This is a genomic window from Mycolicibacterium chubuense (genome assembly GCF_001044255.1).
In the GTDB taxonomy this organism is placed as follows: Bacteria; Actinomycetota; Actinomycetes; order Mycobacteriales; family Mycobacteriaceae; genus Mycobacterium; species Mycobacterium chubuense.
Map to the genome: position 1 here is coordinate 133,338 of NZ_JYNX01000060.1, position 25,610 is coordinate 158,947.

The 25,610-nt window shown below is 70.1% G+C and carries 24 protein-coding genes and 2 pseudogenes; 18 read left to right on the top strand and 8 right to left on the bottom strand.

Annotation, left to right across the window (positions count from 1 at the left end):
- Window positions 1-5: 5 nt before the first annotated feature.
- Window positions 6-362 carry a hypothetical protein gene (locus MCHUDSM44219_RS21410; protein WP_048420251.1) on the bottom strand — a complete coding sequence of 119 codons (357 nt, stop codon included), beginning with the start codon at window positions 360-362 and terminating at the stop codon, window positions 6-8.
- Between the two features lie 41 nt (window positions 363-403).
- Between MCHUDSM44219_RS21410 and MCHUDSM44219_RS21415 the strand changes: the two genes are divergently transcribed.
- The 5 genes from MCHUDSM44219_RS21415 to MCHUDSM44219_RS21435 all read left to right on the top strand — a co-directional run bounded on the left by MCHUDSM44219_RS21415 (window position 404) and on the right by MCHUDSM44219_RS21435 (window position 3,491).
- Complete coding sequence (locus MCHUDSM44219_RS21415) at window positions 404-682, top strand: hypothetical protein (protein WP_413783631.1); 279 nt, start codon at window positions 404-406, stop codon at window positions 680-682.
- 68 nt (window positions 683-750) lie between these two features.
- A complete protein-coding gene (locus tag MCHUDSM44219_RS21420; RefSeq protein WP_048420252.1) occupies window positions 751-1,308 on the top strand; it encodes a type 1 glutamine amidotransferase domain-containing protein in 558 nt (185 codons plus the stop codon).
- 37 nt (window positions 1,309-1,345) lie between these two features.
- A complete protein-coding gene (locus MCHUDSM44219_RS21425) occupies window positions 1,346-2,263 on the top strand; it encodes a ribonuclease Z (protein ID WP_048420253.1) in 918 nt (305 codons plus the stop codon).
- Between the two features lie 52 nt (window positions 2,264-2,315).
- Complete coding sequence (locus MCHUDSM44219_RS21430) at window positions 2,316-2,702, top strand: nuclear transport factor 2 family protein (protein WP_048420254.1); 387 nt, start codon at window positions 2,316-2,318, stop codon at window positions 2,700-2,702.
- A gap of 15 nt (window positions 2,703-2,717) precedes the next feature.
- Window positions 2,718-3,491: an enoyl-CoA hydratase/isomerase family protein gene (locus MCHUDSM44219_RS21435; protein WP_048420255.1), complete on the top strand. Its 774-nt coding sequence runs from the start codon at window positions 2,718-2,720 to the stop codon at window positions 3,489-3,491.
- Window positions 3,492-3,494: 3 nt separating this feature from the next.
- On the opposite strand, the gene MCHUDSM44219_RS21440 is transcribed toward MCHUDSM44219_RS21435, so the two are convergent.
- Complete coding sequence (locus tag MCHUDSM44219_RS21440; protein ID WP_048420256.1) at window positions 3,495-4,631, bottom strand: glycoside hydrolase 5 family protein; 1,137 nt, start codon at window positions 4,629-4,631, stop codon at window positions 3,495-3,497.
- A 311-nt stretch (window positions 4,632-4,942) separates the two neighbouring features.
- Here MCHUDSM44219_RS21440 and MCHUDSM44219_RS21445 point away from each other — a divergent pair, with 311 nt between their 5' ends.
- Complete coding sequence (locus MCHUDSM44219_RS21445; protein ID WP_236695556.1) at window positions 4,943-6,142, top strand: MFS transporter; 1,200 nt, start codon at window positions 4,943-4,945, stop codon at window positions 6,140-6,142.
- A gap of 3 nt (window positions 6,143-6,145) precedes the next feature.
- Here the strand turns inward: MCHUDSM44219_RS21445 and MCHUDSM44219_RS21450 are convergent, their stop codons facing one another.
- The 3 genes from MCHUDSM44219_RS21450 to MCHUDSM44219_RS21460 are packed head-to-tail and all read right to left on the bottom strand — an operon-like array spanning window position 6,146 to window position 7,044.
- Window positions 6,146-6,490, bottom strand: a complete 345-nt coding sequence (locus tag MCHUDSM44219_RS21450; RefSeq protein ID WP_048420258.1) for a heme-binding protein — start codon at window positions 6,488-6,490, stop codon at window positions 6,146-6,148.
- A 16-nt stretch (window positions 6,491-6,506) separates the two neighbouring features.
- Window positions 6,507-6,767: a hypothetical protein gene (locus MCHUDSM44219_RS21455; protein ID WP_236695539.1), complete on the bottom strand. Its 261-nt coding sequence runs from the start codon at window positions 6,765-6,767 to the stop codon at window positions 6,507-6,509.
- Window positions 6,760-7,044: a hypothetical protein gene (locus MCHUDSM44219_RS21460; RefSeq protein ID WP_048420470.1), complete on the bottom strand. Its 285-nt coding sequence runs from the start codon at window positions 7,042-7,044 to the stop codon at window positions 6,760-6,762. Before MCHUDSM44219_RS21460 ends, MCHUDSM44219_RS21455 begins: the two co-directional genes overlap by 8 nt.
- 153 nt (window positions 7,045-7,197) lie before the next feature.
- Here MCHUDSM44219_RS21460 and MCHUDSM44219_RS31285 point away from each other — a divergent pair.
- On the top strand, window positions 7,198-7,612 hold a 415-nt coding region (locus tag MCHUDSM44219_RS31285; protein ID WP_236695540.1), incomplete at its 3' end, for an acyltransferase family protein.
- Window position 7,613: 1 nt separating this feature from the next.
- On the opposite strand, the pseudogene MCHUDSM44219_RS31290 reads toward MCHUDSM44219_RS31285, so the two are convergent.
- Window positions 7,614-7,716, bottom strand: a pseudogene (locus MCHUDSM44219_RS31290) (adenosylcobinamide-GDP ribazoletransferase); the annotation flags it as partial.
- On the opposite strand from MCHUDSM44219_RS31290, the pseudogene MCHUDSM44219_RS21465 reads away from it, so the two are divergent.
- Window positions 7,682-8,611, top strand: a pseudogene (locus MCHUDSM44219_RS21465) (acyltransferase family protein); the annotation flags it as partial. The pseudogenes MCHUDSM44219_RS31290 and MCHUDSM44219_RS21465 overlap by 35 nt on opposite strands.
- Window positions 8,612-8,677: 66 nt before the next feature.
- Here the strand turns inward: MCHUDSM44219_RS21465 and MCHUDSM44219_RS21470 are convergent.
- Entirely contained in the window at window positions 8,678-11,314 is a 2,637-nt protein-coding gene (locus MCHUDSM44219_RS21470; RefSeq protein ID WP_048420259.1) for a helix-turn-helix transcriptional regulator, read from the bottom strand.
- 285 nt (window positions 11,315-11,599) lie between these two features.
- On the opposite strand from MCHUDSM44219_RS21470, the gene MCHUDSM44219_RS21475 reads away from it, so the two are divergent.
- The 7 genes from MCHUDSM44219_RS21475 to MCHUDSM44219_RS30395 all read left to right on the top strand — a co-directional run bounded on the left by MCHUDSM44219_RS21475 (window position 11,600) and on the right by MCHUDSM44219_RS30395 (window position 21,205).
- A complete protein-coding gene (locus MCHUDSM44219_RS21475) occupies window positions 11,600-12,871 on the top strand; it encodes a GlnX family signal transduction membrane protein (protein WP_109777883.1) in 1,272 nt (423 codons plus the stop codon).
- 17 nt (window positions 12,872-12,888) lie between these two features.
- Window positions 12,889-13,830, top strand: coding sequence for a glutamate ABC transporter substrate-binding protein (locus MCHUDSM44219_RS21480; protein ID WP_048420472.1), 942 nt, complete (start codon window positions 12,889-12,891; stop codon window positions 13,828-13,830).
- Window positions 13,830-15,956 carry a serine/threonine-protein kinase gene (locus tag MCHUDSM44219_RS21485; RefSeq protein WP_082162317.1) on the top strand — a complete coding sequence of 709 codons (2,127 nt, stop codon included), beginning with the start codon at window positions 13,830-13,832 and terminating at the stop codon, window positions 15,954-15,956. Before MCHUDSM44219_RS21480 ends, MCHUDSM44219_RS21485 begins: the two co-directional genes overlap by 1 nt.
- Window positions 15,953-18,184: an ATP-binding protein gene (locus MCHUDSM44219_RS21490; protein ID WP_048420260.1), complete on the top strand. Its 2,232-nt coding sequence runs from the start codon at window positions 15,953-15,955 to the stop codon at window positions 18,182-18,184. Before MCHUDSM44219_RS21485 ends, MCHUDSM44219_RS21490 begins: the two co-directional genes overlap by 4 nt.
- The gene (locus MCHUDSM44219_RS21495; protein WP_048420261.1) at window positions 18,181-19,314 is read left to right on the top strand and encodes an adenylate/guanylate cyclase domain-containing protein; all 1,134 of its coding nucleotides are present in this window, start codon (window positions 18,181-18,183) and stop codon (window positions 19,312-19,314) included. Before MCHUDSM44219_RS21490 ends, MCHUDSM44219_RS21495 begins: the two co-directional genes overlap by 4 nt.
- A complete protein-coding gene (locus MCHUDSM44219_RS21500) occupies window positions 19,311-20,876 on the top strand; it encodes a peptide ligase PGM1-related protein (protein WP_048420262.1) in 1,566 nt (521 codons plus the stop codon). The genes MCHUDSM44219_RS21495 and MCHUDSM44219_RS21500 overlap by 4 nt, the downstream gene beginning before the upstream one ends.
- A 185-nt stretch (window positions 20,877-21,061) precedes the next feature.
- Window positions 21,062-21,205, top strand: a complete 144-nt coding sequence (locus MCHUDSM44219_RS30395; RefSeq protein ID WP_165762002.1) for a hypothetical protein — start codon at window positions 21,062-21,064, stop codon at window positions 21,203-21,205.
- A gap of 35 nt (window positions 21,206-21,240) precedes the next feature.
- Here MCHUDSM44219_RS30395 and MCHUDSM44219_RS21505 read toward each other — a convergent pair whose 3' ends face one another.
- Complete coding sequence (locus tag MCHUDSM44219_RS21505; RefSeq protein ID WP_082162342.1) at window positions 21,241-22,374, bottom strand: CynX/NimT family MFS transporter; 1,134 nt, start codon at window positions 22,372-22,374, stop codon at window positions 21,241-21,243.
- Between the two features lie 195 nt (window positions 22,375-22,569).
- Between MCHUDSM44219_RS21505 and MCHUDSM44219_RS21510 the strand changes: the two genes are divergently transcribed.
- Genes MCHUDSM44219_RS21510 through MCHUDSM44219_RS21520 form a run of 3 tightly spaced genes read left to right on the top strand, consistent with a single transcriptional unit; the run spans window position 22,570 to window position 25,609 of the window.
- Window positions 22,570-24,219: a PP2C family protein-serine/threonine phosphatase gene (locus tag MCHUDSM44219_RS21510; RefSeq protein WP_048420474.1), complete on the top strand. Its 1,650-nt coding sequence runs from the start codon at window positions 22,570-22,572 to the stop codon at window positions 24,217-24,219.
- The gene (locus MCHUDSM44219_RS21515; protein WP_048420264.1) at window positions 24,216-25,265 is read left to right on the top strand and encodes a cobalamin B12-binding domain-containing protein; all 1,050 of its coding nucleotides are present in this window, start codon (window positions 24,216-24,218) and stop codon (window positions 25,263-25,265) included. Before MCHUDSM44219_RS21510 ends, MCHUDSM44219_RS21515 begins: the two co-directional genes overlap by 4 nt.
- Complete coding sequence (locus MCHUDSM44219_RS21520; RefSeq protein WP_048420265.1) at window positions 25,262-25,609, top strand: STAS domain-containing protein; 348 nt, start codon at window positions 25,262-25,264, stop codon at window positions 25,607-25,609. Before MCHUDSM44219_RS21515 ends, MCHUDSM44219_RS21520 begins: the two co-directional genes overlap by 4 nt.
- The last annotated feature ends 1 nt before the right edge of the window (window position 25,610 follow it).

A 25,610-nucleotide genomic window follows, 5' to 3' on the forward strand; every position in this document is an offset into this window, starting at 1 on the left:
AAATGTCAGCAGATGCCGGCGGTGCGGTCGAGTGCCTGCAGCAGCTCGTGCGCCGCCAACTCGACAGCCTTGTGCCGCCACTCCGACGCGCGGTACACGCAGGCGATCAGCCCGCTGCGATGCACCCGCCGGAAGTCTCCGTAGACGAAGGCATAGCGCGCCTTGGTCTGCTCGGCCGCGCCCTCGGTCAACCCGAGATGCCACAGCGCGTAGTCGTCCCAGCCGTGGCGCTCGAGGTACTCGTTCTGCACCTCGGCCCTCGGCTGCACCTCGCCCCAGTCACTGTCCAGGACGTACTGACGGGCCTCGATGAGTTCCCGCGCCCGTGCTGCGGCGGCCTCGTTGACGGCGTACTTCGCCATGGCCCCATTATCGGGTCCCCGGCGTCGGATACGGTCGGGGAATGTCCGACTCGCTGTCCGACCCGACTTCCGACGATCCCATCGACGACGTCGCTCCGGGCGACATCATCGTGGTCGACCGCGGCGACGGCGACCGGCCGTACAAGGTGGTGCACAAGGCGTCCAGCGACGCCGGGTACCTCGTCACGTTCGAAGACGACGACGCCGAGACGTTCCAGCTCGACCTGGCCGCCGGCACGCGCGTCGCGCGCTCGCTGGAGTCCAAATGGGAGTCGGCCCAGAGCCCCACCCCGCACTCGGACGGCACCGCCCCGGCCTGACGGAGGCACCGCGATTCGATCGCCGGCCAGCGGGTAACCGCCTGCGCAGCCGACGAAAGGATGCCGCCATGCCGAACGAACTCGCACGCCGCAGAATCGCCTTCCTGGCCGCCGACGGCGTCGAGAAGGTCGAACTCGAGCAGCCGCGCACCGCGGTCACCGACGCCGGTGGACGCGTCGAGCTGCTCTCGGTGAAGGACGGGGAGATCGACGCCCGCAACCACGACCTGGAACCCGCCGGCACGATCTCCGTCGACCGGCTGGTGGGCGATGCCCGCGTCGACGACTACGACGCGCTCGTGGTCCCGGGTGGCACCGTCAACGCCGACAAGCTCCGCCTCGACGAGGCGGCGGTGGCCTTCGTCGGAGAGTTCGTCCGCTCCGGCAAGCCGGTCGCCGCGATCTGCCACGCGCCGTGGACGCTCGTGGAGGCCGGAGTCGTGAAAGACCGGACGCTGACGTCGTATCCCAGCCTGCGCACCGACCTGCGCAACGCGGGCGCGACCGTCGTCGACCAGGAGGTCTGCATCGACGGCAACCTGATCACCAGCCGCTCCCCCGACGACCTGCCGGCGTTCTGCCAGGCGATCATCGATCGGTTCGCTGCCACGCCCGCCCACACCTGAGCGCGGGCGCTCGACCACACTCCGTAAGGTCGCAGGCGTGCTTCGCGAGCTCGTGGTCCTCGGCACCGCCAGTCAGGTGCCGACCCGGCGGCGCAACCACAACGGTTACCTGCTGCGGTGGGACGACGAAGGCATCCTGTTCGACCCGGGCGAGGGCACCCAGCGCCAGATGCTCTACGCCGGGGTGTCTGTGAGCGCCCTGACCCGCTTGTGTCTCAGCCACTTTCACGGCGACCACTGTCTCGGAGTGCCCGGCGTCATCGCGCGGTTGTCCCTCGACGGCGTGCACAAGCCGGTGGACGCCTACTTCCCGGCGTCGGGCCAGGAGTTCTTCGGGCGGTTGCGGCATGCGAGCGTGTTCCGCGACATCACCGACGTGCGCGAGAACCCGGTCGGCGGCGACGGCCGGATCGCGACGGGGCCGTTCGGGGAGCTGCACGCCCGCCGCCTCGACCACTCGGTGGAGGCGTTCGGCTACCAACTGATCGAACCGGACGGCCGCAGGTTCGATCCGGCGGCGCTGGACCACTTCGGAATCAGTGGCCCCGCCGTCGGCGATCTGCAGCGCGACGGCGTCCTCGAGGTGACGGGACGGACCGTCCGGATCGACGACGTCACGGCGCCGCGGCCCGGACAACGGTTCGCGTTCGTCATGGACACCCGGCTCTGCGACGCCGTCTACGCGCTCGCCGACCGCGCGGACCTGCTGGTGATCGAGGCGACCTTCCTCGACGAGGACGCGCAGCTGGCCGCGGACTACGGGCATCTGACCGCGCGGCAGGCTGCCACCGTCGCCGCGGAATGCGGCGTCCGCCGGCTGGTGCTCACGCACTTCTCGCAGCGCTATCCCGAAACCGAGCGCCACCGCGCGGAAGCGGCCGAGGTGTACTCCGGGGATCTCGTCGTCGCGGAAGATCTGATGCGGGTCCCGGTGCCGGCGCGCGACGAGTTGTGACCGAGGTCTGACGTCGCGCGTAGGCGGGTCGTGCGCGGGTAGGCCACACACCATGCATGAACTGACGAAACGCTTTGTGGCCGCCCTCGGTGAACTGCACGACAGTCGCGATGTCGAGCCGCTGGTCGAACTCTTCGCCGACGACGCCACGCTCGACAAGGCCGGCATCCCGCACGGCCAGCACGGCAAGGACGGGGCGCGCACCTTCTGGACGCAGTACCGCGACGTGTTCGACGACCTGGAATCGTCGTTCTCCCACACCGTCAGCGACGACGGCATCGCGTTCCTGGAGTGGAACTCCGAGGGCACGCTGCGCGACGGCACGGCCTTCCGCTACGACGGGGTCAGCGTCCTGGAGGGCGACGACGAGGCCATCACCGCGTTCCGCACCTACTACGACACCGCGGCGTTCCTGTCGGCGGAGAAGCGCGGCGGGTGACCCTAAGGTGGCGCCATGAGCCTGGTCACCTACGAACTGGACGATCACGTCGCCACCATCACCCTGAATCGCCCCGAGGCGGGTAACGCGATCAACGGCGCGCTGCGCGAGGACCTCAACGCGGCGTGGAACCGGTTCCGTGACGACGAGGACGCGTGGGTCGGCGTCCTCGCCTCCACCGGCCGGGTCTTCTGCGCCGGCGCGGACCTCAAGGACGGCGAGGGCGCCGTCGGCACATTCGGCGGAACGTTCTGGGAGAAGCCGACGATCAACTCCTTCGAATCCGGGATGGAGCTGTTCAAGCCGACCATCGCGGCCGTGCAGGGTCCGTGCATCGGCTACGGCCTCACCGGAATCCTGTTCTGCGACTTCGTGATTGCGAGCACCGAGGCGTCGTTCGCGTTCCCCGAGGTCTCGATCGGGGTGCCCACCATCGTCGGCGCGATCCGGTTGCCGCAGCGCATCCGGTGGGCCCATGCGATGGAACTGCTGCTGACCGGCCGGCCGATGACGGCCGAGCGCGCCAAGGAGGTGGGTCTGGTGTGGAAGCTGGTCGAGCCCGCCGACCTGGCGGGCGCCGCCCGGGATTGGGCGCATACGCTGACCCGCGCCGCACCGCTGGCCCAGCGGGCGACCAAGGAGGTCGCGTGGCGCACCGCCGACATGGGCTGGATCGAATCGGTCCGCTTCGGCGAGGTGATGCGCAAGGTCGCCGGTGCGACGGAGGACGTCGCCGAGGGCATCACGGCGTGGCGGGAGAAGCGCCGCCCAGACTGGAAGGCGCGCTGACGGTCAGCTCGGGCGCGGCCGCCCGGTGAGGTTCCGGATCGTGGCGATCTCGCCGGACCGATAGGCCCGGCCGTCGGACTCGAGCAGGTCGTGGAACCAGACCCGGGGCTTGGCGTCGTAGGGCCGGTCCCACGAATCCCACGGGAAGTACGTCTGCGTCTTGCCGGCCACCAGGCCCCAGGTGTAGGCACCCACGTTGCGGCGCTTGGTGATCGGCAGGATGCCCTCGACCGTGCAGCCCAGTGACCGGGCCATGTACTCGGTGCACAGCAGCGGCCGCCCCGTCGGCGTGAGCTCGGTGATGCGAGCGTCGAACTCGACCGGATCGGCGTAACTGTGAAACGACACCACGTCGGAGTTGTCCAGCTGGATCGCGGCGATGACACTGCGCGTTCGCGGATCACCCCACGGGCCGTCCCACACCCCACTGGTCAGCGGCTGGTCCGGATCGACCGACCGGGCCCACCGGAACACCTGGGGCAGCAGGTCGGCGACGACATCGATCTTGTCGCGGCGCTCGGTGTCGCGGTACTGGCGGGCGGGGTTGTCCGGCTCGTTCCACAGATCCCAGCCCAGCACCCTGCGGTCGTGGCGGAACTGGGTGAGGACGGCGACGACGTAGTCGTGCAGCACCCGCCGGTAGCGGCGGTCGTCGAGGTTCTCGGCGCCGGGACTCTGCACCCAGCGGGAGTTGTGCACACCGGGGCGGGGCGCAGGTTGGCGTCCGAGCCGGGGCTGCGGATCCCAGCACGAATCGAACAGCACGAACAGGGGTTTGATGCCGTTGCGCGCCGCGATGTCGACGAAGTGGCCGAGCCGGCGCGCGAACCCGGTCCGGTCCTGGATCCACAACTGGTCATGCAGGAACACCCGCACGGTGTTCAGGCCGGCCAGCCGCGCCAGCCGCAGCTCGGCGTCCATACGCCTCGGGTCGAACGTGCCCGGCTGGAACATCTCGAGCTGGTTCACCGCGTTGGACGGGATGTAGTTCGCCCCGACCAGCCAGTCCTGCGCCTCGTACCACCGGTTCGCACGCTCGGGCGACCAGCGCGCAGCCTCGGCCGCCGCGCGCGGCACCGGGGACAGCGACATGGCCGCCGCAGCCAGCAGGGGAGCCTTGAGCGCGGCGCGACGACCCACGGCACGAGCGGGCTGCGCGGGGGTGACCTGCGCGGTCGGGCGAATCAACGGCGAGCTTCCTCGGATAGGGGGCGGTGATGCGATGACGATCGCGGGGTGAGCACGCCCCACATCGGGCGCGGCGCCGCTCAGTGTATCGACGGGCGGGACCGCCGCGTTACGTCGAAAATCATTTTCTCCCTGGCGATTTCGCTCAGCGGACAGCCCGACCGTCGGGACCTGGGATGTCCCTGTGCTATGCAGATCGGGTGAGGTCTGCGCGCGACGACGCACTCGACCACCGGCCGCGGACCCGCGGCGCGGTCGGGCTGATGTTCGACCGCGTGTTCGGCGCGCTCTTCTGGGGCAAGATGTTCTCCGTCGTCGCGGTCTGGACCCACGGCATCGTCGCGGCGATCGTGATCTACGACGCGACCCGCTCGGCGCTGATGGTCGGCATGGTGGGTGTCGTCCAGTTCGGGCCGCAACTGCTGCTCACCCCGACGAGCGGGAAGTGGGCCGACACCGGCAACCCGGCCCGGCAGATCCTGCTCGGCCGGGTGTTCTGCGTCGCGGGCTCTGGGCTGGTGGCGGGGTGGTTGTTCACCGCGCCGTCGGTGCACGGCACCGCGGCGGCGATCGCGGTGCTGCTCGGCTCGCTGCTGGTGGGCTTCGGGTTCGCGGTCGGGGGTCCGGCGATGCAGTCCATCGTGCCGAGCCTGATCCGCGACGGCGAACTGTCCACCGCGATGGCGCTCAACAGCATTCCGATGACGATCGGCCGCATCGTGGGTCCCGCGGCGGGCGCGTACCTGGCCGCCCACCTGGGGCCGGCCGCCGCGTTCGCGGCGAGCGCCGGGCTGCACCTCGTCTTCGCCGTCTTCCTGATCGTGGTCCGTTTCCCGGCGCCGCCGCCGCGCCGCTCCGGCGCCGACTACCGGGTGCGGGTCGCGGTCCGGTACGCGCTGGGCGACCGCCGGTTGCTGCTGGCGCTGATCGCGGTCACCGTGGTGGGCGTCGCGTCGGATTCGTCGATCACGCTGACCCCGTCGGTGGCCGACGCACTCGGGGGCGGCCCCGGGCTGGTCGGCATGCTCTCGGCGGTGTTCGGGGTCGGCGCCGCGATCGGGATGGCGGTGCTGGCGCTGCTGCGCGGCCGAATCGGGGCCGACCTCGTGTCGTGGCTCGGGCTGTGGGGGCTGGCGGCGGGCTGCGCGGTGCTCGCCGTCGGTACTGCCACAGCCGTGGCCACAGCGGTCGCAACGGCCGGCTTCGCGCTGGCCGGGCTCGGCTTCGGGTGGGCCATGACCGGGCTCGGCACGGTCGTGCAGGAGCAGGCGCCCGAAGAACTGCGGGGGCGCATCATGGCGCTGTGGCTGGTCGGCTTCCTCGGTTCGCGGCCCCTGGCGGCCGCGGTGCTCGGCGGCACCGCCGACGCGGTCAGCGTGAACGCGGCGTTCGGCGTCGCCGCGGTGCTGTGCGCGGTCGTGGTGGTGCTCTGCCGGCCTTCGCGGCAGCCGGCGCGCGACTGACGGCTAGCCGCAGCGGTTACGGAAGTCGACCGACGGCTGGCGGATGGCGCGCAGCGCATCGCCCACGTCCGGGCGTGCCGCGATGTAGTCCTCGACCGCGGTCTTCATCTCGTCGCGGGGCTTGCCCCTGAGGCTGGTGAAGAAATCGTTCACGTCCGGGTGGGTGAACAGGTAGGCCGACGTGGACGCCGTGACACCGGCCATCACGCCGGCCAAGTCGGCGGCGGTGCAGTTCGGCGGGGGCGGAGGCGGCGGCGCCGGCTGCGCCGCCGCCGGGACCGCGAGGGCCAGCATCGTCGCGGCCGGTGCGATCGCGGCCAGCGCGGCCCGGGTGAGGAAGGTGCTCATGGTGCTCCTGTCGGGGTCAGTTACGGCCGGGGGTGAAGATGATCGAGAGCCCGCCGTCGTTGCAGTACCAGTCGTATTCGCAGGGATAGGGCCAGGCCGGGCCGGTGTCGAGCGATCCCGGTCCCTGCCCGTTGTTGGTGCCGCGCACGGTGCCCTGCGAGCAGACCGTGGTGCCGTTAGAGCTGACGCACTCCGCGGCGGCCGGCGCGGCGCCGGCCAATGCACAGGCAACGACAGCCGGCGGCGCCAACAGCGCCGCCGCGCGTCGCCTAGACACAGCCGCTCACGCTGATCCGGCGACCGACGCTGGCGCAGACGTCGACGTTCGGCAGCGGCGGCGGTGGGGGCGGGGGCGGCGGAGGTGGCGCCACGTAGTCCTCGGGCAGCGGCGCATAGGCAGCGGGAGGGGGCACCCACGGCGCGATGGCGTCGGCGACGTTGCCGCATCCGCTCACCGAGACGAATCGACCGCCCACGCTGCCGCACACGTCGGCCGACGCAGTGGGCGCGATCACCACACTGGTCAGCAGTGTCGCGCACAGGCCGGCCAACACGCCGACGCGGCGCGACGCCGGATGGCTCAGCACTCGTTTCACACGTGCGATTCTGACGTTGCCGTCAGCGCCCGTCTCGGCTTTGCGCTGATCATTGCCTGAGAATGTTCGGCTACCGTGCCGAAGGGAGCACCTCACAGTCGGAGGGGACCGATGACCGAGTCCACCGCAGCCTCGCCCCCGCGCGAGCACGCCCTGGACCTGTACCGATCGGCGGCGGTGATACTCGTCGTCATCGGGCACTGGCTGCTGTCGGTGATGACGTACCGCGACGGGACGTTCGGCCGCGACAACCCTCTGGTGCTGATGCCGTGGACGCAGTGGATCACGTGGTTCTTCCAGGTGGTCCCGGTGTTCTTCGCCGTCGCCGGCTACGCGAGCGCGGTGTCGTGGGGCCGGGTGCCCGCCGATGCCGGTACCGCGGCGCGGCAGGAGTGGATCCGCCGCCGCGTCGCCCGCGTACTCGGCCCGACCGGCGTCTACGCGTTCTTCGTCCTGATCGTCATCGGGGTGCTGATGGCGCTGGGTGCACGCGGCTGGATCGTCTTGGAAGCCGGCGATTCGTCCGNCGTAACAGCCGAGTGCGTCGGTGGTGTCGGCGAGTCCGTCGATGTGCAGCCCGCGGGTGATCAGCAGGACCGTGCTGGAGCTGGGCGGCTGGGCGGTGGCCATGCACCTCTGGTTCCTGGCTGTCTACCTGATGGTGGTGGCCCTGACTCCACTCGCCGTCGCCGCGCACCGGCGCTGGGGTCTCGCGGTACCCGTCACGCTCGGAGCGTGCCTGATCGTGGTGGACGCGGTGGGCATCGCGACCGACCATCCGGAGATCCGGATGGCCAACTACTTCTTCTGCTGGGCGGCGATCTACCAGCTCGGGATCGCCTGGCACGACGGGCTTCTGCGCCGCCGAACCTTGCTGTCTATGGCGGTGGTGGCCGCGCTCGCCCTGCCCGCGCTGGTCACCTGGGGTCCGTATCCGATCGCGATGATCGGGGTCCCGGGCGACCGGGTGGAGAACAGTGCTCCGCCATCCGCGGCGCTGCTGGCGCTGGCGCTGGTCCAGATCGGGGTGCTGTTCGCGATCGTGCCGGTGCTCAACCGCGTGCTCGCGCGGGGCGTCTGGCCGAGGGTGCTCGCGATAGCCAACGAGAACGTGATGGCGCTGTACCTGTGGCACATGCTGCCCGTGATCGTGGTGACGCTCGTCGGCTATCCCACCGGGCTGCTGCCCCAGCCGCCCCTGGGCTCGGGGGCGTGGTGGCTGGCACGGCTCGAGTGGGAGCTGGTGCTGGCGGTCGTCGCCGCCGGTCTGCTGACACTGCTCGCCTGGCAGCGCCGGTTCGTCGCCGCGCCGATCCCCACGGTCGCGGTGCCGATACCACGCGCGATCGCGGAAGGCCTGCTGTACACCGGCACGGCGGCCTGCGCGCTGGCGCTGGCCGTGCTGTCCGCCAACGGTTTCGCGCCGGGCGGCCGCCTCCCTCTGCTCGCGGCGACGCTGTTCCTCGCCGGCACGGCGCTCGTCGCGGTGCGCCCGCGCGCCGGTGACCGCGAGTGGATCTCCTGAGCGCCGCAGGCGAGAAGTGATGGCTGTGATCGAGACCAGATCACGACCAGGAATGCGCTTCCGGGGTCAAGCGTGCTCGGCGTCGGGCGGCCGCGGCTTCCGGGGGCGCAACAGGTCCCCGAGCTCTTCCCGGCTCGCGGTACCCGTCTTCATCATCGCCTTGTAGATGTGGCCCTCGACGGTGCGTACGGACAGCACGAGCCGGTCGGCGATGTCGCGATTCGACAGACCCAGACCGAGCAGAGCCACGATCTCCCGCTCGCGGTCGGTCAACGGCAACGGGGCGCACAGAAGCGCAAGCGCAGGAGTCTCGATGTGACCGCAGCGCGTGGCGAGAGCCTGCGCGCGCGCCGTCCAGGTCATCGACGAGCCGCGCCGATCGTCGCGCCGGAATGCTCCTGCCGCGTGCGCCGCCGCGTCGAGGGCGGCCAGATGATCGCCGATGTCCTCGAATGCGTCCGACGCTGCGCCGAGCCCCTCTCCGTCGCCGTCGCGCAGCGCCGCCGCGAACCTGGCCGCAACCCCGGCCCTCGGGCCTTCGACGAGAGCGGGCAACTCGCTCAGTCGCGCCGCGCACGTGTGATCGCCCAACTGCGCGGCCGTCTGCAGGCAGGCCACCTCGACGGCGAATCGACCACGCGATGAGGCGGTGCGGGCAGCCTCCCGCAGGAGGGTGACGGCCTCGCCGACCGCGCCCTGAACGGCCGCCACCCACGCCCGGACCACACTCGTCTCATCGTCCAGCGCGCGGAACGGTCGCCGCCGCCGGTCCAGGGACGCGAGTACCTCGGCCGCGCCGGCGTGGTCCCCGCTGATGGCCAGCGTGACCGCGTGGGGCAGGCAGTAGCGATATCCCCAGCCGAGCGCATATCCGGTGGCCGACAACGCGGTCGCCGAGCGTCCCAGCATGTCGCGGGCGACGTCGAGGCGTCCGGCACCCAGGGCAGCGCGGCCCGCGATCGCCGTACCGAGCAGATGCGCCGCCCCGGGCAGATCCTCGGCCTGAACGCGGCCCCGTTCGGCCAGGCCGAGGGCTTCGTCGATTCTGCCGGCCATCAACAGCGCGCCGACCTGAGCGTCGACGATGTTGTAGGCCAGGTGGGGAGCGTCGGAGCTCCGGACGATCGCCAGCCCCGCCTCGCCGACCGCCAGCGCCTCGTCGGTGCGGCCGGCGTCCCCGTAGATGTTGGACAGCACCCAGGCCGTTTCGGCGCCGATGACCGGCGGCAACTCCTCGAGAACGATGTGCTCGGCGGCGGCGAGGGCCGCTGCGGGACGGTCGGTGGCGAAGGAGTGCACGGTCCTGAAGGCGGCGACGCAGCGGCGCGCCGAATCGCTCGTCAGGTGCGCCGCGAGGTCGACGATCGCCTCGGCTCGCTCGGGTTCGGCAAGGGCCCAGAGCATGTTGCTGGCGCGGTAGTACGTGAACCTGGCGAAGGCATCGTCGCTGAGGGTCGTGGTGTCGACCGCATCGAGCACCTCCTCGGCGGCGCTTCCGTCACCGAGCCACGACAGCGCATGAGCCCTGATGAACTGGGCTTCGGGAACCGCGCCCGCCTCGACCGCGGCAGCGGCCAACCGGTCCGCCAGCGGCAGGTCCGCCAGACGGACTGCGGCGTGCGCGGCTGCGGTCAACAGGTCACCGTCCGGATCCAGATCGGAGTCGAGGCTCAGCGCCGCGCGGCGCACCAACACCTGCACCTCATCGCGGTCGTCGCCGGCGGCCAGCTCCCCGGCCACCAGCCCCCGGAGACGTCTGAGCCGGGTGGGCGCGGCGCGACTGCGGCGAACCTCCCCGTAGAGCGGATGTGCCACTCGGACCTCCAGGGACCTGCCGCGCCGTTCGACGGTTATCAGTCCTCGTTCGTCCGCCTGCTCGACAGCACCCGGATCGGCGATCCGCTGCAACGCCGACAGACTGATGGGCTCGCCGACCGCCAGCGCGTCGACGACCGTGCCGACCTGAGCCGGCAGCGCGCCGATACGCGTGTCGATCAGCTCGACAAGACTCTGCGGCACAACGGGTTCGCCGGTCCACCGCCACCGCCCCTGATACTCGGCGAGCCTTCCCTGACCGACCTCCTGCTCCACGATGTGGCGCAGGTACAGCGGGTTTCCCAGGGTGAGTCGGTGAAGGCGGCCGACAGCGTCGGGGTCGGGCGCCGCGCCCAGCACCGCCTCGAGCAGTGACGCGGTGTCGCCGGGACTCAGCGGCTGGAGGTCCAGCCAGTCGAACTCGCCGTCCTTCCAGAGATCGTGCACCGATTCGGGAACGGGCTCACCCGTCCGGATCGTGAGCACCAGACGGGCGGCCCGTCTCTGCATGATCTGATGCAAGACGAAGACCGACACCTCGTCGAGGAGGTGGACGTCGTCGACGCCGACGACGACCACGCGATCGTCGGGAGCTTCGACGAGCGATTCGATCACTCCGCACACCAGTTGCACGCCCCCGGCGCCGTGGGCACCGGCCCACGGGGCGAGCGCACCCAGCGGGATGCGCCGCGCTGACGACGTCCCGATCACCCTGCGGACCTCGCAGCCGCGGACGACGGCGAAGTCGAGTGCCTCACGCACGAGGCGGCTCTTGCCCACACCCGCCGCCGCGCTGACCACGATCCCGGTCGAGGCCGGTTCGGACAGTGCGGATTCGACGAGCCCCATCTCTGCCGCGCGGCCCGTCAACGGCCACGTCAACCGCATGGGCTCAGACTAGGACAGCTCGCCCGGCCCGCACATGACGACTCCGAACGCGTTCCTGCCGATGCAAGTAGTCGAAAACGCGCGCCCGCGCGCGGAAACAGTAGTGCACTACTTGTGTGACCTCTGCCGCACGGCGCGACGATTGAGCCGTCCAACACGCTGACGGCAGAGGCGAGGGAGGGATGCGATGACCGATCGAGGACATCGGCACAGTATCCCGCCGCACGCGGTGATTGCTTACGCAAAGACGTGGCGGGACAGTCGTTCTCGCGTGGAGCCGGCACGATGAGCGTCGCGTTGGTTCACACCCGGGGCTTGCCGTCCTCCCGGGTCCCGAGACTACGGCGCTTCGCCCGCACGACCCCGGGACTCGTCATCGCCGTCACGCTCGTGCTCGTCGCGTCGTGCGCAGGCGCCGCGGTGGTGTGCGCCGCCGGGCTCCATCAACGAATAGCCGCGCACGACAACGTGCTTGGGTACTCGGAGCCTTTTGCGTTCGCGGCGCAGAACCTCTACGCGGCGCTGTCGGAGGCCGATGCCACCGCCGCGTCGGCCTTCCTGTCGGGCGGGATCCAGACACCGGCGATGCGCGAACGGTACAACGAAGCCGTCGCCGCGGCCGCGTCCGCGCTGGGGGATGTGTCCGCCGGGGCCACCGACATGGGCGTGCGGACCGCGGTCGCCGAGATCACGGTGCAGTTGGCGACCTACACCGGTCTGATCGAGGCCGCCCGGGCCAACAACATGCGCAACTCGCCCGTCGGCTCGGCGTACATGCGGGAAGCGTCCTCGCTCATGCAAACCGGACTGCTCCCGGGCGCCAGGCAGATCCTGGACCGCGGCCTCGACGCGCTCGACGCCGAGCAGGCGTCGGTGGGTGCGCGCCCCGTGGTCGAGATCGTGCTGCTGGCCCTCATCGTCGCAGAGATCGTGGCCGCGTCCTGGATGCTGCTGCGCCGGACGAACCGCCAGTTCAACATCGGACTCGTCGTTGCAGCAGGCGTCCTGGTCCTGGCGATCGTCTTCCTCGTCGTCGCCACGCGTCTGGCGGCTGGCGACATCGATCGCGGCCGGGCGGTCGGTACCGAACGCTTCGAACACCTCGCGGCGGCACGAATTCTCGCCCAGCAGGCACGCACCGAGGAGACACTGGAACTGATCGCGCGCGGCGACATCACCTCTTTCGAGGAGAAGTACGCAGGCGACATCCGCGGACTGCTGACCGAATTGGAGGCGGGTCCACAGTCCGCGGTGGACGCGGTGCACCGCTGGACCGCAAGCCATGACAAGCAGGTGCGCGCCTACCGCGACGGCGACTTCGCCACCGCGATGGCGCAGGCGATCGGCGCCGATCCCGAAGCCTCCCCCGCTCAGTTCGGGGTCGTCGAAACCGGATTGCGCGCCGAGATCGAGACGACCCGCACCGCCATGCGTGCGATGGTGTCGTCGGCGGGTGCCGCCCTGGCCTGGACCCCGCCGGTGGTCGTGGTGTCGGCGGCGCTGGCCGCGGCCGCGGTGATCGCGGGGATGTGGCCGCGCCTGAAGGAGTTCCTGTGAACACCCGCTCCGCCGCGATGCTCGTCGCGATCCTGGCGGCGGGGTGCGGTTCGGTACCTGCTCCCCCGCCGATGGTATCGGTCGCCCCGGTCACCGTCGCGCCGCAGGAGGCGCACGACGTCACCGCTGCGCCACCGGCCGCGGCCGAGCAGTGCGACCGGGAAGCGAGTCTGTCCCCGGGCCCGCTCCCTCCTGCCGGTGCGATGCCTGCCGGGTCGACGATGGCCGCCATCGCCCGCCGGGGCCGGCTCGTCGTGGGCGTGGACCAGAACACCTACCGGATCGGTTTCCGTGATCCGGCGACCGGGCGCATCGAGGGTTTCGACATCGACGTCGCCCGCGAGATCGCGCGCGCCATCTTCGGTGACCCGGACCGCATCGACCTGCGGGTGGTCGATGCACGCGATCGCGAAACCGCGCTCGTGTCCGGACAGGTCGACCTGGTGGTCAGGACCTACTCGATCACCTGCGAGCGCAAACGCAGCGTCGACTTCTCGACCGTGTACTTCGTCGCCAACCAGAGAATTCTCGTACCGCGCGGTACCCGGATCGACACGGCTGAGGACCTGTCGGGCAAGCGGGTCTGCGCCGCCACCGGCACGACGTCGCTGGCGAACCTGCTCGCGATGAATCCCCGCCCCGTCGTCATCGGTGTGACCGCATGGACCGACTGTCTGGTCATGTTGCAGCAGAACCAGATCGACGCGATCAGCACCGACGACGCGGTGCTCGCCGGGCTCGCCGAGCAGGATCCCACCGTCGAGATCGCCGGCCCCAGTCTGGGAGTCGAGCCCTACGGCGTCGGGGTGGGCAAACGTCACGAGGATCTCGTCCGCTTCGTCAACGGCGTGCTCGAGAACATGCGCCGCGACGGCACCTGGAACCGGCTCTACGACCGGTGGCTGAGTGCACTGGGACCGTCTCCCGGCCCACCTGCCGCCAGGTACGAGGGATCGTGATGGCGGCCGAGCCGGACCCCGGCCCCGAGACGAGGCCGGCGGCAGAGGCAACGACCGGCACAGCCCGGACGACGGGGAACGGCACCGGCCGACCGGCACCGTCGCGCGGCAGACTCGGCGCCGGCATCGTCGAGATGCCGCGCGTACCTCGCGGGGACCCGGCGGCCGCGATTCTCCACGATCCCCAGGTCCCCGAGCGGCAGCGCTTCTGCGGCAACGCGCAGTGCGGTGCGCCCGTCGCGCGGAGCCGATACTTCGAACCCGCACCCGCTGAGGGGTTCTGTAGCCGGTGCGGGACCCGATATTCGTTCATTCCCCGACTCGTTCGGGGTGACCTGGTACACGGTCAGTACGACGTTCAGGGCTGCATCGCCCACGGCGGACTGGGCTGGATCTACCTCGCGATCGACCGCAATGTCCACGACCGCTGGGTGGTGCTCAAGGGACTGGTCAACTCAGGGAACGCCGACGCAATGGCCGCGGCTGCCGCCGAGGCGTTCGCGCTGGCCGAGGTGGAACATCCGAACATCGTCCGTATCCACAACTTCGTCGAGCACCGCGACGACACCGGTGCACCGGTGGGCTACATCGTCATGGAATACGTCGGGGGGACGTCGCTCAAGCAGATCAGGAAATCGCACAACGGACCTCTGCCGCCGGAGCACGCGGTCGCCTACATCGTCGAAATCGCCTCGGCGCTGGAGTATCTGCACGCGATGGGGATGGTGTACTGCGACTTCAAACCGGACAACGTCATGCAGTCCGACGAACAGCTCAAGCTCATCGACCTCGGCGCCGTCGTCGCCATGGACGACCCCGACTGCCCGATCTGGGGAACGCCCGGGTATCAGGCCCCCGAGCTCGCCCGGACCGGGCCCACCGTGGCGAGCGACATCTACACCGTCGGGCGGACCCTGGCGGTTCTGGCCATGGACCTGCCCCGGCACAACGGCCGGTTCGCGGACAGCATCCCCGCGCCGGACACCGTGCCCGTCCTCGCCGCGCACGAATCGCTGTACCGATGCCTCCTGCGGGCCACCGACCCCGACCCCGCGCGCAGATTCCCCTCGATGGCGGAGATGGCCGATCAATTGACCGGCGTGCTGCACGAGGTGGTGGCCGCCGACGGCACCCCGGTTCCGCCGCGGCGGTCGCTGCATTTCAGTCCGCAGCGCGGACTGTACGGCGGCGGCTACCGTGCGCCGGTGGTGCCCGCCGAGGTGATCGCGGCTCTGCCGGTGCCCGTCGTCGACCCGGGCGATCCGGGCGCCGCCGTCCTCGCCACCACCAGCGGCACCCCACCGGCTCAACTCGAATACGCGCTGCACCTGGCGCGCAGCGGCGCGCAGCAGGCGACGCGGTTCTCCGTCGAGGTGGCACTGCGCCTGGTCCGGGCGGCACTGGAGTTGGGACGTCCGTCGGACGCCCGGACTCAACTGGAGACGCTGACGCCCGCTCTCGACGGCGATTGGCGGGTCCCCTGGTATCGCGGTCAGTGCGCGCTCCTCGAGGGCGACGACGCGGCGGCGTATGCGGATTTCGACGCCGTCCTCACCGCTCTGCCCGGCGAGCTCGCGCCGAAGATGGCGCTGGCCGCCACCGCCGAGATCCAGGGCGACCACGCCGCGGCGATTCGCTACTACGAGACGATCTGGCGGACCGACGACACCTACATCAGCGCGGCATTCGGCCTCGCCCGCCAACGCGCACGGACGGGCGACCGCGCCGGCGCCGTGGCGGCGCTCGACCGGATTCCTGCCGCATCGGCCTACCACGTGCAGGGAGGAGCCGCGGCCGTCGAGATCCTGCTCGACGGTGATTCCCCCGACGACGTCGGCGAGCAGACCCTGGTCGACGCGGCCGACCGCGCGTCTGCCCTGCCGATCGAGTCGGGGGCGGCCCGCGCGGCGTTGCGGCTGCGCGTGCTGACCTCGGCCCTGCGCTGGTTGCGCGCAGGGAACTCGGCTCCGCCCGCGCTGCTGATGGGCACCGAGTTCACCGAAGGTGATCTGCGCCGTGGGATCGAACAGTGCTACCGCACGCTGGCGCGCGACGCCGAGGATCTCTGGCAGCGCATCGATCTGGTGGAGCGGGCGAACGCCATCCGGCCGAGGACACGCCTGTGAGCGCTGAAAACGACGAACTACGTGCTGCCCGTGAGCAATCGGCCGCCAGCCGCGAGATCCTTGCCGCACTGGGCCGCGACGTCGCCGACCCCGGTGCGGTGCTCGACACCATCGTCGAACACGCCGCCCGGCTGTGCGGTGCCACCGCGGCGCAGTTGTTCGTCGTCGACGGCGACGGCTTCCGGCTGTCGCGAGTGTCCGGCGCGACACCGGAGGAGTATCGGGAGTACCTGGCGAACAACCCGATCGCCCGCGACAGGTCCTCCACGGTGGGGCGTGCGGCCGAAGACCGGTGCACACACCAGGTCGCCGATGTGCTCGGCGACGCCGACTACGGCCGGCTCGATCTGCAGCGTCTCACCGGGTTCCGCACACTGCTGTCGACGCCGCTGCTCTCCGACGACGAGGTCGTCGGTGTGCTGTCGATGTGGCGCGTCGACGTCGCACCGTTCGACGACCGTGAACGCGAACGCCTCGAGGAGTTCGCCGTCCAGGGCGCGATCGCGCTGCGGCAGATCCACCTCATGCGGGCACTGGAAGCGCGGCGGTCCGAGTTGGCCGACAAGGTGACACAGCTCGAAGCGCTGCAGCAGGTCGACGACGCGGTCGGATCCAGTCTCGATCTGGACGAGGTGCTCGAGCGCATCGTCAGCAATGCGGTGCGGCTGACCAATCTCGGCTTCGGCGACGCGACGCTGCGCACCGACGGCGGGTCGATCCTCGAGTACGACGTCAGGACCCGAACCTTCGCCGTGCGCGACACGGTCGGGACGAGCCGCCGACTGCTCGAACAGCTGCGCGCCATCCCCATCGACCGCAAGTCCCTGCTGATCGGCCAGGCCGCCGGAACGCTGCGTCCCTCCGCGATCGCCGACCTCGAGCGCATACAGCGGGATGCGTTCCTGGACATCCTCTTTCACGACGGATGGCGCTCGGTGCTGGCGGTGCCGATGCTGCGCGGGGACACGCTGGTCGGCGTTCTGGTGATCCGCCGCCGGGGGACCGGGGACTTCCCCTCCGATGTGACCGAACTGCTCGAGACCTTCGCCAACCAGTCGGCGCTGGCCATCGTCAACGCCCGGCTGTACCGCGAACTGGAGACCAGGAGCCGGGAACTCGAGATCGCCAGCAATCACAAGTCCGAGTTCCTGGCCAGCATGTCGCACGAACTCCGGACACCACTCAACGCGGTGATCGGCTTCTCGGAAGTGTTGTTGGACGGCATGTTCGGAGAGATCAATGCCCAGCAGGAGGAGTACCTGCGTGACATCTGGAACTCCGGGCGCCACCTGCTCGAGCTCCTCAACGAGATCCTGGACCTGTCCAAGGTCGAGGCCGGGCACATGGTCCTCGAGCCGAGCACGTTCCCGGTCGCCGGTGCGGTGAAAGAGATCCTCGCGATGGTCCGGGATCGAGCCGCCGCCCACCGGATCGACGTCTCGGTCCAACTCGACGACGAGGTGGACGTCATCGACGCCGACGAGCTGCGCTTCAAACAGGTGCTGCTGAATCTGGTGATGAACGCCGTGAAGTTCACCCCCGACGGTGGCAGCGTGTCGGTCCGCACACGCAGCGACGGCGCCGATCTGATCCTCACGGTGACCGACACCGGAATCGGCATCCCCCCTGAGGATCAGGACCGGATCTTCGAGTCGTTCCAGCAGGGGCGGCGCGGACCCTCGAAGGGCGAGGGCACCGGACTCGGACTGACGCTGTCCCGCCGCATCGTGGAGCTGTTCGGCGGCCGTATGTGGCTCACCAGCACGGTCGGCGTGGGCAGCACGTTCGGGTTCTCCATTCCCGTGCTGCCCACGGCACCGACGATTCCCGACGAGATCACCGTCGCCGCCCCGTCGCGAGGGCCGGTGGTCGTGCTCGTCGACGACGACCGCGCGTCGCTGGATCTGTTGGAGGCCTATCTGCGCGGATCCCGGGCACGCGTTCTCAGAGCGCACGACGGGGTGGAAGCGCTCGAGTTGATCCGCCGGGTCCGGCCGGCCGGGGTGGTCCTCGACATCAAACTGCCGAGGCTCGACGGCTGGCACGTCCTCGCGGAGCTGAAGGCGGATCCGGCGACCGCCGGTGTGCCCGTCGTGGTCGCCTCGGTGATCGACGACCGCCCCCGCGCGCTCGCCCTGGGCGCCGACGCCTATCTGCGCAAACCGGTCAGCAGGGATGAGCTCCTCACCGCGCTGAGCCGGATCCTCGGAGAACGGAGACAACGGTGACGGACGATCCGGTGACAGTGCTCGCGGTCGATGACGAGCCGGTGAATCTGCGGCTCCTGGACGCCGTTCTGACCCCACGCGGCCACCGCGTGCTGACCGCATCGTCGGGTGCGGAAGCTCTTGCGCTGCTGGAGCGCAGCGATGTCGACATCGTGCTGCTGGACATCGTGATGCCCGACATGGACGGGCACACCGTGTGCCGGCGCATCCGCGCCAATCCGGACACGGAGTTCCTGCCCGTCGTGATGATCACCGCGAGTGGAAGAGAGCAACGGCTGGCCGCCCTGGAATCAGGTGCCGACGACTTCGTCACCAAACCGTTCGACCAGAGCGAACTTCTCGCCCGGGTGTCGTCGCTGGCGCGCATCAAGCGCTACCACGACACCATCCGCCGGCAGGCGCAGGAACTCGCCGCCTGGAATGCCGAGCTCGAGGCCAGGGTCGCCGGTCAGGTCGCCGAGCTGGAGCGCGCTAATCGCCTGCGGTACTTCCTGTCTCCGCAGCTGGCCGATGTCGTGCTGGGCGAGGAGAGCCTGCTGCAGAGCCACCGCCGGGAGATCGTCGTGGTCTTCGCCGACCTCCGCAACTTCACTCCCTTCGCCGAAACCAGCGCTCCAGAAGAGGTCATGGAGGTGCTCGGCGAATACCACCGGGCGATGGGTGCGCTGGTGCACGGCTATGAGGGCACGCTCGAGCGGTTCACCGGCGACGGCATCATGGTGTTCTTCAACGATCCGGTCCCGTGCGACGACGCCGCCGAACGCGCGGTACGCATGTCGCTCGACATCAGGGATGCTGTCCGCGGACTTGCGGCCCGCTGGGAGCGGATCGGCCACGATCTCGCGGTGGGTCTCGGGATCGCGCAGGGCTACGCCACACTCGGCCGGATCGGCTTCGAGGGCCGGTTCGACTACTCGGCGATCGGCAGTGTCACGAACCTGTCCGCGCGGCTGTGCGGTGAGGCCGGCCCGTGGCAGGTGCTCGCCACCGATCGCGTGCTCGCGGGCGTCGAGCACCTCTCCTGCGTCTCCGAACCCGTCGGGGACCTGCGGCTCAAAGGCTTCAGCCGAATAGTGCGGGTGCACAACATCGTTCAGATACCAGAACGATCAGAAGGGGAGCAATCATGACGACACCGAACGTCGCCGAGCGCACACTGTCCGAGCTCGACGAGGACGAACGCTACCGGCGTTTCGACGAACTCCAGCGGGCGATGCCGTCGGTGTGGGAGTCGATACGCCTCGACATGCCCGACGAAACGGTCGTCGTCGTGCCGTCGATCAGCCTGGCATCGACGTCGGGCAGTGGCACGGCGATGCAGGCTCTCGAGGAGCGGTCGCTGTTCCTGCTCCTGTTGTTGCGCCAGTCCAGACTGCAGATGATCTACGTGACCTCACAGCCGATCGCCGAACCGATCGTCGAGTACTACCTGGGATTGCTGCCCGGCGTCATCCCCAGCCATGCCCGCCGACGGCTGACGCTGATCTCGGTCAACGACGCGACACCGGTGCCGTTGAGCGCGAAGCTGCTGAAGCGGCCGAAGTTGTTGCGGCAGATCAGATCCCTGCTGCCCAACCGGGCGCGCAGCCACCTGATCCCGTACAACACGACCACGCTCGAGCGCGATGTCGCTCTGTCCCTGGGCATTCCGATGTACGGCGCCGATCCGCGACTCGCCGACCTCGGAAGCAAGACGGGGTGCCGGAGACTGTTCGACGAGCTCGGGGTCCGATGCCCGGTCGGAGCCGAGAACCTGCACACCGTCGACGACATCGTCGCCGGTGTGCAGGGCATGCGGACGCGGCGCCCGACGTTGACGTACGCGATCGTGAAACTCAACGAGGGTGTCTCCGGAGCCGGCAACGCGATGGTCGACCTCCGCAACCTGCCTTCTCCGGGTTCGCCCGACGAGGCGGCGGCGATCACCGACCGCATCCTCTCGCTGCGGCCCGAGTCCGAGAACCTTTCCGTCGAGACGTATCTGACGGCCTTCCGGACACACGGGGGGATCGTCGAGGAACGCATCAGCGGCGTCACGCTGACGAGTCCGAGCGTCCAGATGCGGGCGCTGCCCGACGGTTCGGTCGAATTGCTGTCCACCCACGACCAGATGCTCGGCGGCGCCAGCGGTCAGCGCTACCTCGGCTGCATCTTTCCGGCGGACTCCCACTACGCTGCGGCCATCGCCGAGCCCGCGATGGTGATCGGGCGTCGCCTCGCCGGCCTGGGTGTGCTGGGCAGGTTCGCCGTCGATTTCGTCGTCGTGCAGGGTGAAGACGGCATGTGGACGCCCTACGCGATCGAGCTGAACCTCCGTAAGGGCGGCACCACCCATCCGTTCCTGACCCTGCAGTTCCTGACCGACGGCAGCTACGACGGCGAGCGGGGAGTGTTCGTCACCCCGCACGGCAGCCCGAAGTACCTCGTCGCCACCGACCATCTCGAAGACGAACGCCTGAAGGCGCTCACCAGCGTCGACCTCTTCGACATCGTCGTCACGCACGGACTGCACTTCGACCAGGCCCGCAGGACCGGTGTGGTGTTCCACATGATCAGCTGCCTCACCGAGCTGGGCCGATTGGGCATGACCGCGGTGGGCGACAGTCCGGAGGAGGCGAGAAGCATCTATCAGAGGGCGGAAGCGGTCCTGTTCGAGGAGTCCGAGGCGGCGCTCGAGGAGATGGCGATCTGATCGTCCGTCAGCAAACTTGGTGATCGCGCTCACAGTCGGTGAACTCACACTCAGCGAAGTTGATTTACCTGGAATTAACAAGGGAGCATGGGCCGTTGTGCCTGCTGGAGGGCGATCCCTTCCGAGCAGGCCAACCCCATACCCGTTCCCGAAACCCGGGGACACGATCGAGGAGTACACGCACCATGTCTGTCGCGCAGTTCCGCGCCAATATCAAGCTCGCCCGAGACCGGCGGCGCCTCTACGCACGGATCCGGTCGCTGCCCGACTCGTCGATCCGTGACGAGCTGCTGGCGGTCGCCGAACGCTACGAGACCGCTCAGAGCTGACGCGAGCATCCCGTCAAAGCCGGTGACCTGGACGGTCACCGGCTTTTTTGATGGGCGTCCATGGTGACGTTCTTCGCGGCGAGCAGCGCCGAGAGGGTCTGCGGGATCAGCGCGAGCGCCAGCACCGCCATCGCGACGGTCCAGGATGCGGTCAGGTCGTGCAGCAGACCGATCGCGACCGGACCGACGGCGGCGAGCGCATATCCGATGCTCTGCGCCATCCCGGACACCTGGCTCGTCTGGGCGGTCGACGTGCTCCGCACCACCATGAACAGCAGGGCGAGGCTGATCGACGCCCCCGGCCCGGCCATCACGAGCATCACCCAAAGGGTGGGCGCGAAGCCGGTGCACAGCAGTCCGACGAAGCCGACCGCGGTCACCGCCAGTGCCAGCAGCGTGATCGCCCGCTGATCGGCGAAGCGGCCGGCCACGATCGGGGCCAGCAGCGACATCGACAACCCCGCCACCTGGCCCAGCGCCAGCACCGCACCGGCGCCACCGGCCGACATACCGCGGTCGATCAGCACCTCGGGCAGCCATGCGGTGAAGGTGTAGAAGATCAGCGACTGCGCCGCCATGAACACCGTGATTGCCCACGCGATCGGGTTACGCCACAGCGATGCCGGCGCGTGGCCGACCTCGACGCGGTGCACCCGGCGCAGTTGCGGCACCCAGACGACGAGCGCGAGCACCGCGAACAGACCCCAACTGGCCAGCGCCATCCGCCAGTCGCCGCCCAGCGCGTCGTTGATCGGGATCGTCAGGGCCGCCGCCGCGGCGGCGCCGCCGGAGAGCGTCATCGAGTACAGACCGGTCATCAGGCCGGACCGGTCGGGGAAGTCGCGTTTGATCAGCGAGGGCAGCACGACGTTGCAGATGCCGATCCCGGCGCCGGCCAGCGCGGAGCCGGCGAACAGCGCACTCGGTGCCGGCATCAGGCGCACCGCGGTCGCCACGATCAGCACGGCCAGCGCGGCGAACACGGTTCGTTCGATCCCGAAGCGCGCGGCGCAGCGCGGCGCCAGCGGGGCGACCAGACCGAAGACGAACACCGGCAGGGTGGTGAGCAGACCGGTGACCGCGCTGCTCCAGCCCGTCGCCGACTTGATGTCGCCGACCAGCGGAGCCACCGCCACCACCGCGGGGCGCAGATTGGCGGCGACCAACATGATCGCGACTGCGGTGAGAACCGTCACGATGGCCGGACGAGGCCGATCATGAGTTAGCGTCGAGGGGGGTGCGGTACTGGGGGCGGGGCTCACTTCCCCCAGGGTGGTCCGGCGGGCGCCGTCGGGGCAAATCAATTGTTCACCGCCACACCGGCCCTGCGTAGAGTGGCAAAGAAGTCGATCGGAAAGGCCGTCATGCGCGAGGACGCTCCCCTCGGCATAGCCGTGTCGCCCGATGCTGCCTGGGAAACCGTGCCCCACCCGGTCGTGGTGATCAGCCCGGACGGCACGGTGCGCGCGTCGAGCGCCGCCGCCCGGGCACTGTTTCCTGCCGCCGCGCCCGGTACCGCGCTGCACGAGGCGCTGCCGTCGTGGCTCGCGACGGCCCATGCCGATCTGGGCACCGGCACCGCACCCCGCGCCGTGACCGGAACCGTCCAGGGCTGCGACGTCGAGGCGCGCGCGATCCGGCTGCCGGACGGTGAGGCCGCGTGGTGGCTGTTCATCGACACCGCCCGGGCGCTGCTGCAGGCCCAGGAGGCGGTCACCCGCGAACGCGACCGGGCCACGTTCCTCGACGAGGCGTCGACGGAGCTGATGGCGTCGCTGAACGTCGACCGCTGCATGGAGGCCACCGCGAGCATGGCGGCCCGCCACCTCGCGGACGCCGCCGTCGTGGTGGCCCCCGCCAACCGCGGCCGGATCCCGCTGGTGTGCTGCGGCCCCGACGGAACCGTCGAGCAGCGGGTCATCGACGGCGAACCCGACCTCGTCGCCGGGCTCAGCGAGGCGCTGCGCGGCTTCCCGCCGGTCCCGTCGCGGTGGATCGATCCCGCCACGGTCCCCGACTGGCTCATCCCGTCGTCGTTCCGCGGTCCCGTCGGCTCGATCGTCATCACTCCGCTTCCCGGTCACGGGGTGCCGGCGGGGGCGCTGGTCCTGCTGCGACAGAGCTCCCAGATGGCGTTCAGCGACGGCGAGGAGGTGTTCGCCCGGCTCTTCGCTTCACGCGCCGGCACCGCGCTGTCCGCGGCCCGCCTCTATGGCGAGCAGGCCGCGATCACCAACACGCTGATGCGCGACCTGCTGCCGCCGCGGCTGCACCGCTTCCACGGCATCGAGCTGGCCGGCGGTTACCGCGCGTCCGAAGACCACCATCTGGTCAGCGGCGACTTCTACGACGTCCATCCGGCCGAGACGCCGGAGGACGAGACGCTCGTCGTGCTCGGCGACGTCTGCGACAAGGGTCTGGAAGCCGCCGTGGTGACCGGCAAGATCCGCAACACCCTGCAGGCACTCGCGCCGCTGGCCGAGGATCACGCGGGGGTGCTGCGGCTGCTCAACAGCGCGCTGCTGTCCGGTGACCACGCACGGTTCGCCACGCTGGTGCTGGCCTCGGTGTCCCGGCGCGAGGGGCAGGTGCACCTGCGCCTGACCAGTGCAGGCCACCTGCCGCCGCTGATCGTGCGCGCCGACGGACGCGTCGAGGAGGCCGACACCCGCGGCACCCTGGTCGGTGCGCTGCCGGAGATCAAGTCGCGCACCTTCGACACCGCACTCGCCCCGGGCGAGACGTGCCTGCTCTACACCGACGGGGTGACCGAGGCGCACGGCGGCCCGCTGGGCGCCGACATGTTCGGTGAGGAGCGGCTCAAGACGGCGCTGCGGCAGTGTGTCGGCATGCCCGCCGAAGCCGTGGTCGAGCGGATCATGATGCTCGCCTCACAGTGGGTATACGGCAAGGCACACGACGACATCGCGGTGGTGGCGATCACCGCTCCGCGCCGAACACACCTCAGCGCGGTCGACGGGCACACCGCCGGGAGGTACACCGCATCAGCATGAGCACGACCGAACAGCTCTGGACCGCGATCATCGACGGGGACGAGTACGCCGCCGTGGGCGCCGTGTTCGCCGCCGCGGACGCCGGCACCCCGTGCGAGGAGATCCTGCTCGACGTCATCGCCCCGGTGCAGCAGCGGGTCGGTGCGGAGTGGGCCGCCAACCGGATCACCGTCGCCCAGGAGCACGTGGCGACCGCGATCAACGACCGGGTGATCGCCGCGCTGGCGCACCACCCCGCCTGCCGGCCCACGGCGTCAGCGGGCCGCGTCACCGTGGCGTGTGTGGACGGCGAGTGGCACGCGCTGCCGGCCCGGTTGCTCGCCGAGGTGTTGCGGCTGCGTGGCTGGCAGGTCGATTTCCTCGGCGCGCAGGTGCCGACGCCGCACCTGATCGCCCATCTGCACCAGACCGGCCCCGACGCAGTCGCGCTGTCGTGCATGATCCCGACCCGGCTGCCCACCGCGCACGCCGCGATCACCGCGTGTCAGGCCGCCGGGGTCCCGGTGCTGGCGGGCGGCGCCGCGTTCGGTGCCGACGGGCGGTTCGCGCGGCTGCTCGGCGCCGACGGCTGGGCGCCCGATGCCCGGGCCGCGGCCGCTCACCTACAGCAGGGGATGCCCCGGCACACCGCCGGACGGCCGCACCAACCCATCGACGACCTCCCCCACCTCGTCGACCAGGAGTACACGATGGTCAGCGGCACGGCCGGTCAGCTGGTCAAGGCGACGATCGTCGAACTCGAGGAGCAGTTCCCCGCGATGCAGGACTACTCCGAGGAGCAGCGGCAGCGCACGGTGGAGGACATCGCGCACATCGTCGATTTCCTCGCCACCGCCCTGTACACCGACGACGACGCGCTGTTCGCCGACTTCGTCACCTGGACGGCCGACATCCTCACCGCCCGCGGTGTCCCGGCAGCCTCGCTGCATCCGGCGCTGCAGTCGCTGGCGACGCAACTGTCCGAGTTCCCGCGGGCCCAGCGCCTGCTGGCCGCGGCCCGCAGCGCGCTGCGACCGGCCACGATCGACGAGGCGGCGAGTGCATGAACCTGACGCTGATCACCCACATCGCCGGCACGGCCCTGACGCTGCGCGTCGGCGGCGACCTCGACTACCAGAGCACCGGCGAGCTGATCGCAGCCGTATCCGAGGCGCTCGCCGGTCCGGCGGTCACCGATCTGCACCTCGACTTCACCGAGCTGACGTTCTGCGATTCGGCCGGGTTGTCGGGCCTCCTGCTGATCCACCGCAGGACCTCCACCGCCGGCGTGCATCTGCATCTCGACAATCGGCCCCCCCAGCTGCAGCGGATCCTCGACATCACCGGCGTCCTCGAACACCTCACCAGCCGGCCCGCCCGCGAAGAGCCGAGCGAATCCGGCATCGTCTGAG

What these genes read in the sequence shown, in the direction of transcription:
- MCHUDSM44219_RS21410 (WP_048420251.1), bottom strand. Translation starts at nt 362, where the DNA reads ATGGCGAAGTACGCCGTCAACGAGGCCGCCGCAGCACGGGCGCGGGAA.
- MCHUDSM44219_RS21415 (WP_413783631.1), top strand. Translation starts at nt 404, where the DNA reads ATGTCCGACTCGCTGTCCGACCCGACTTCCGACGATCCCATCGACGAC.
- MCHUDSM44219_RS21420 (WP_048420252.1), top strand. Translation starts at nt 751, where the DNA reads ATGCCGAACGAACTCGCACGCCGCAGAATCGCCTTCCTGGCCGCCGAC.
- MCHUDSM44219_RS21430 (WP_048420254.1), top strand. Translation starts at nt 2,316, where the DNA reads ATGCATGAACTGACGAAACGCTTTGTGGCCGCCCTCGGTGAACTGCAC.
- MCHUDSM44219_RS21435 (WP_048420255.1), top strand. Translation starts at nt 2,718, where the DNA reads ATGAGCCTGGTCACCTACGAACTGGACGATCACGTCGCCACCATCACC.
- MCHUDSM44219_RS21445 (WP_236695556.1), top strand. Translation starts at nt 4,943, where the DNA reads ATGTTCGACCGCGTGTTCGGCGCGCTCTTCTGGGGCAAGATGTTCTCC.
- MCHUDSM44219_RS21450 (WP_048420258.1), bottom strand. Translation starts at nt 6,490, where the DNA reads ATGAGCACCTTCCTCACCCGGGCCGCGCTGGCCGCGATCGCACCGGCC.
- MCHUDSM44219_RS21470 (WP_048420259.1), bottom strand. Translation starts at nt 11,314, where the DNA reads ATGCGGTTGACGTGGCCGTTGACGGGCCGCGCGGCAGAGATGGGGCTC.
- MCHUDSM44219_RS21475 (WP_109777883.1), top strand. Translation starts at nt 11,600, where the DNA reads ATGAGCGTCGCGTTGGTTCACACCCGGGGCTTGCCGTCCTCCCGGGTC.
- MCHUDSM44219_RS21480 (WP_048420472.1), top strand. Translation starts at nt 12,889, where the DNA reads ATGCTCGTCGCGATCCTGGCGGCGGGGTGCGGTTCGGTACCTGCTCCC.
- MCHUDSM44219_RS21485 (WP_082162317.1), top strand. Translation starts at nt 13,830, where the DNA reads ATGGCGGCCGAGCCGGACCCCGGCCCCGAGACGAGGCCGGCGGCAGAG.
- MCHUDSM44219_RS21500 (WP_048420262.1), top strand. Translation starts at nt 19,311, where the DNA reads ATGACGACACCGAACGTCGCCGAGCGCACACTGTCCGAGCTCGACGAG.
- MCHUDSM44219_RS30395 (WP_165762002.1), top strand. Translation starts at nt 21,062, where the DNA reads ATGTCTGTCGCGCAGTTCCGCGCCAATATCAAGCTCGCCCGAGACCGG.
- MCHUDSM44219_RS21505 (WP_082162342.1), bottom strand. Translation starts at nt 22,374, where the DNA reads ATGTTGGTCGCCGCCAATCTGCGCCCCGCGGTGGTGGCGGTGGCTCCG.
- MCHUDSM44219_RS21510 (WP_048420474.1), top strand. Translation starts at nt 22,570, where the DNA reads ATGCGCGAGGACGCTCCCCTCGGCATAGCCGTGTCGCCCGATGCTGCC.
- MCHUDSM44219_RS21515 (WP_048420264.1), top strand. Translation starts at nt 24,216, where the DNA reads ATGAGCACGACCGAACAGCTCTGGACCGCGATCATCGACGGGGACGAG.
- MCHUDSM44219_RS21520 (WP_048420265.1), top strand. Translation starts at nt 25,262, where the DNA reads ATGAACCTGACGCTGATCACCCACATCGCCGGCACGGCCCTGACGCTG.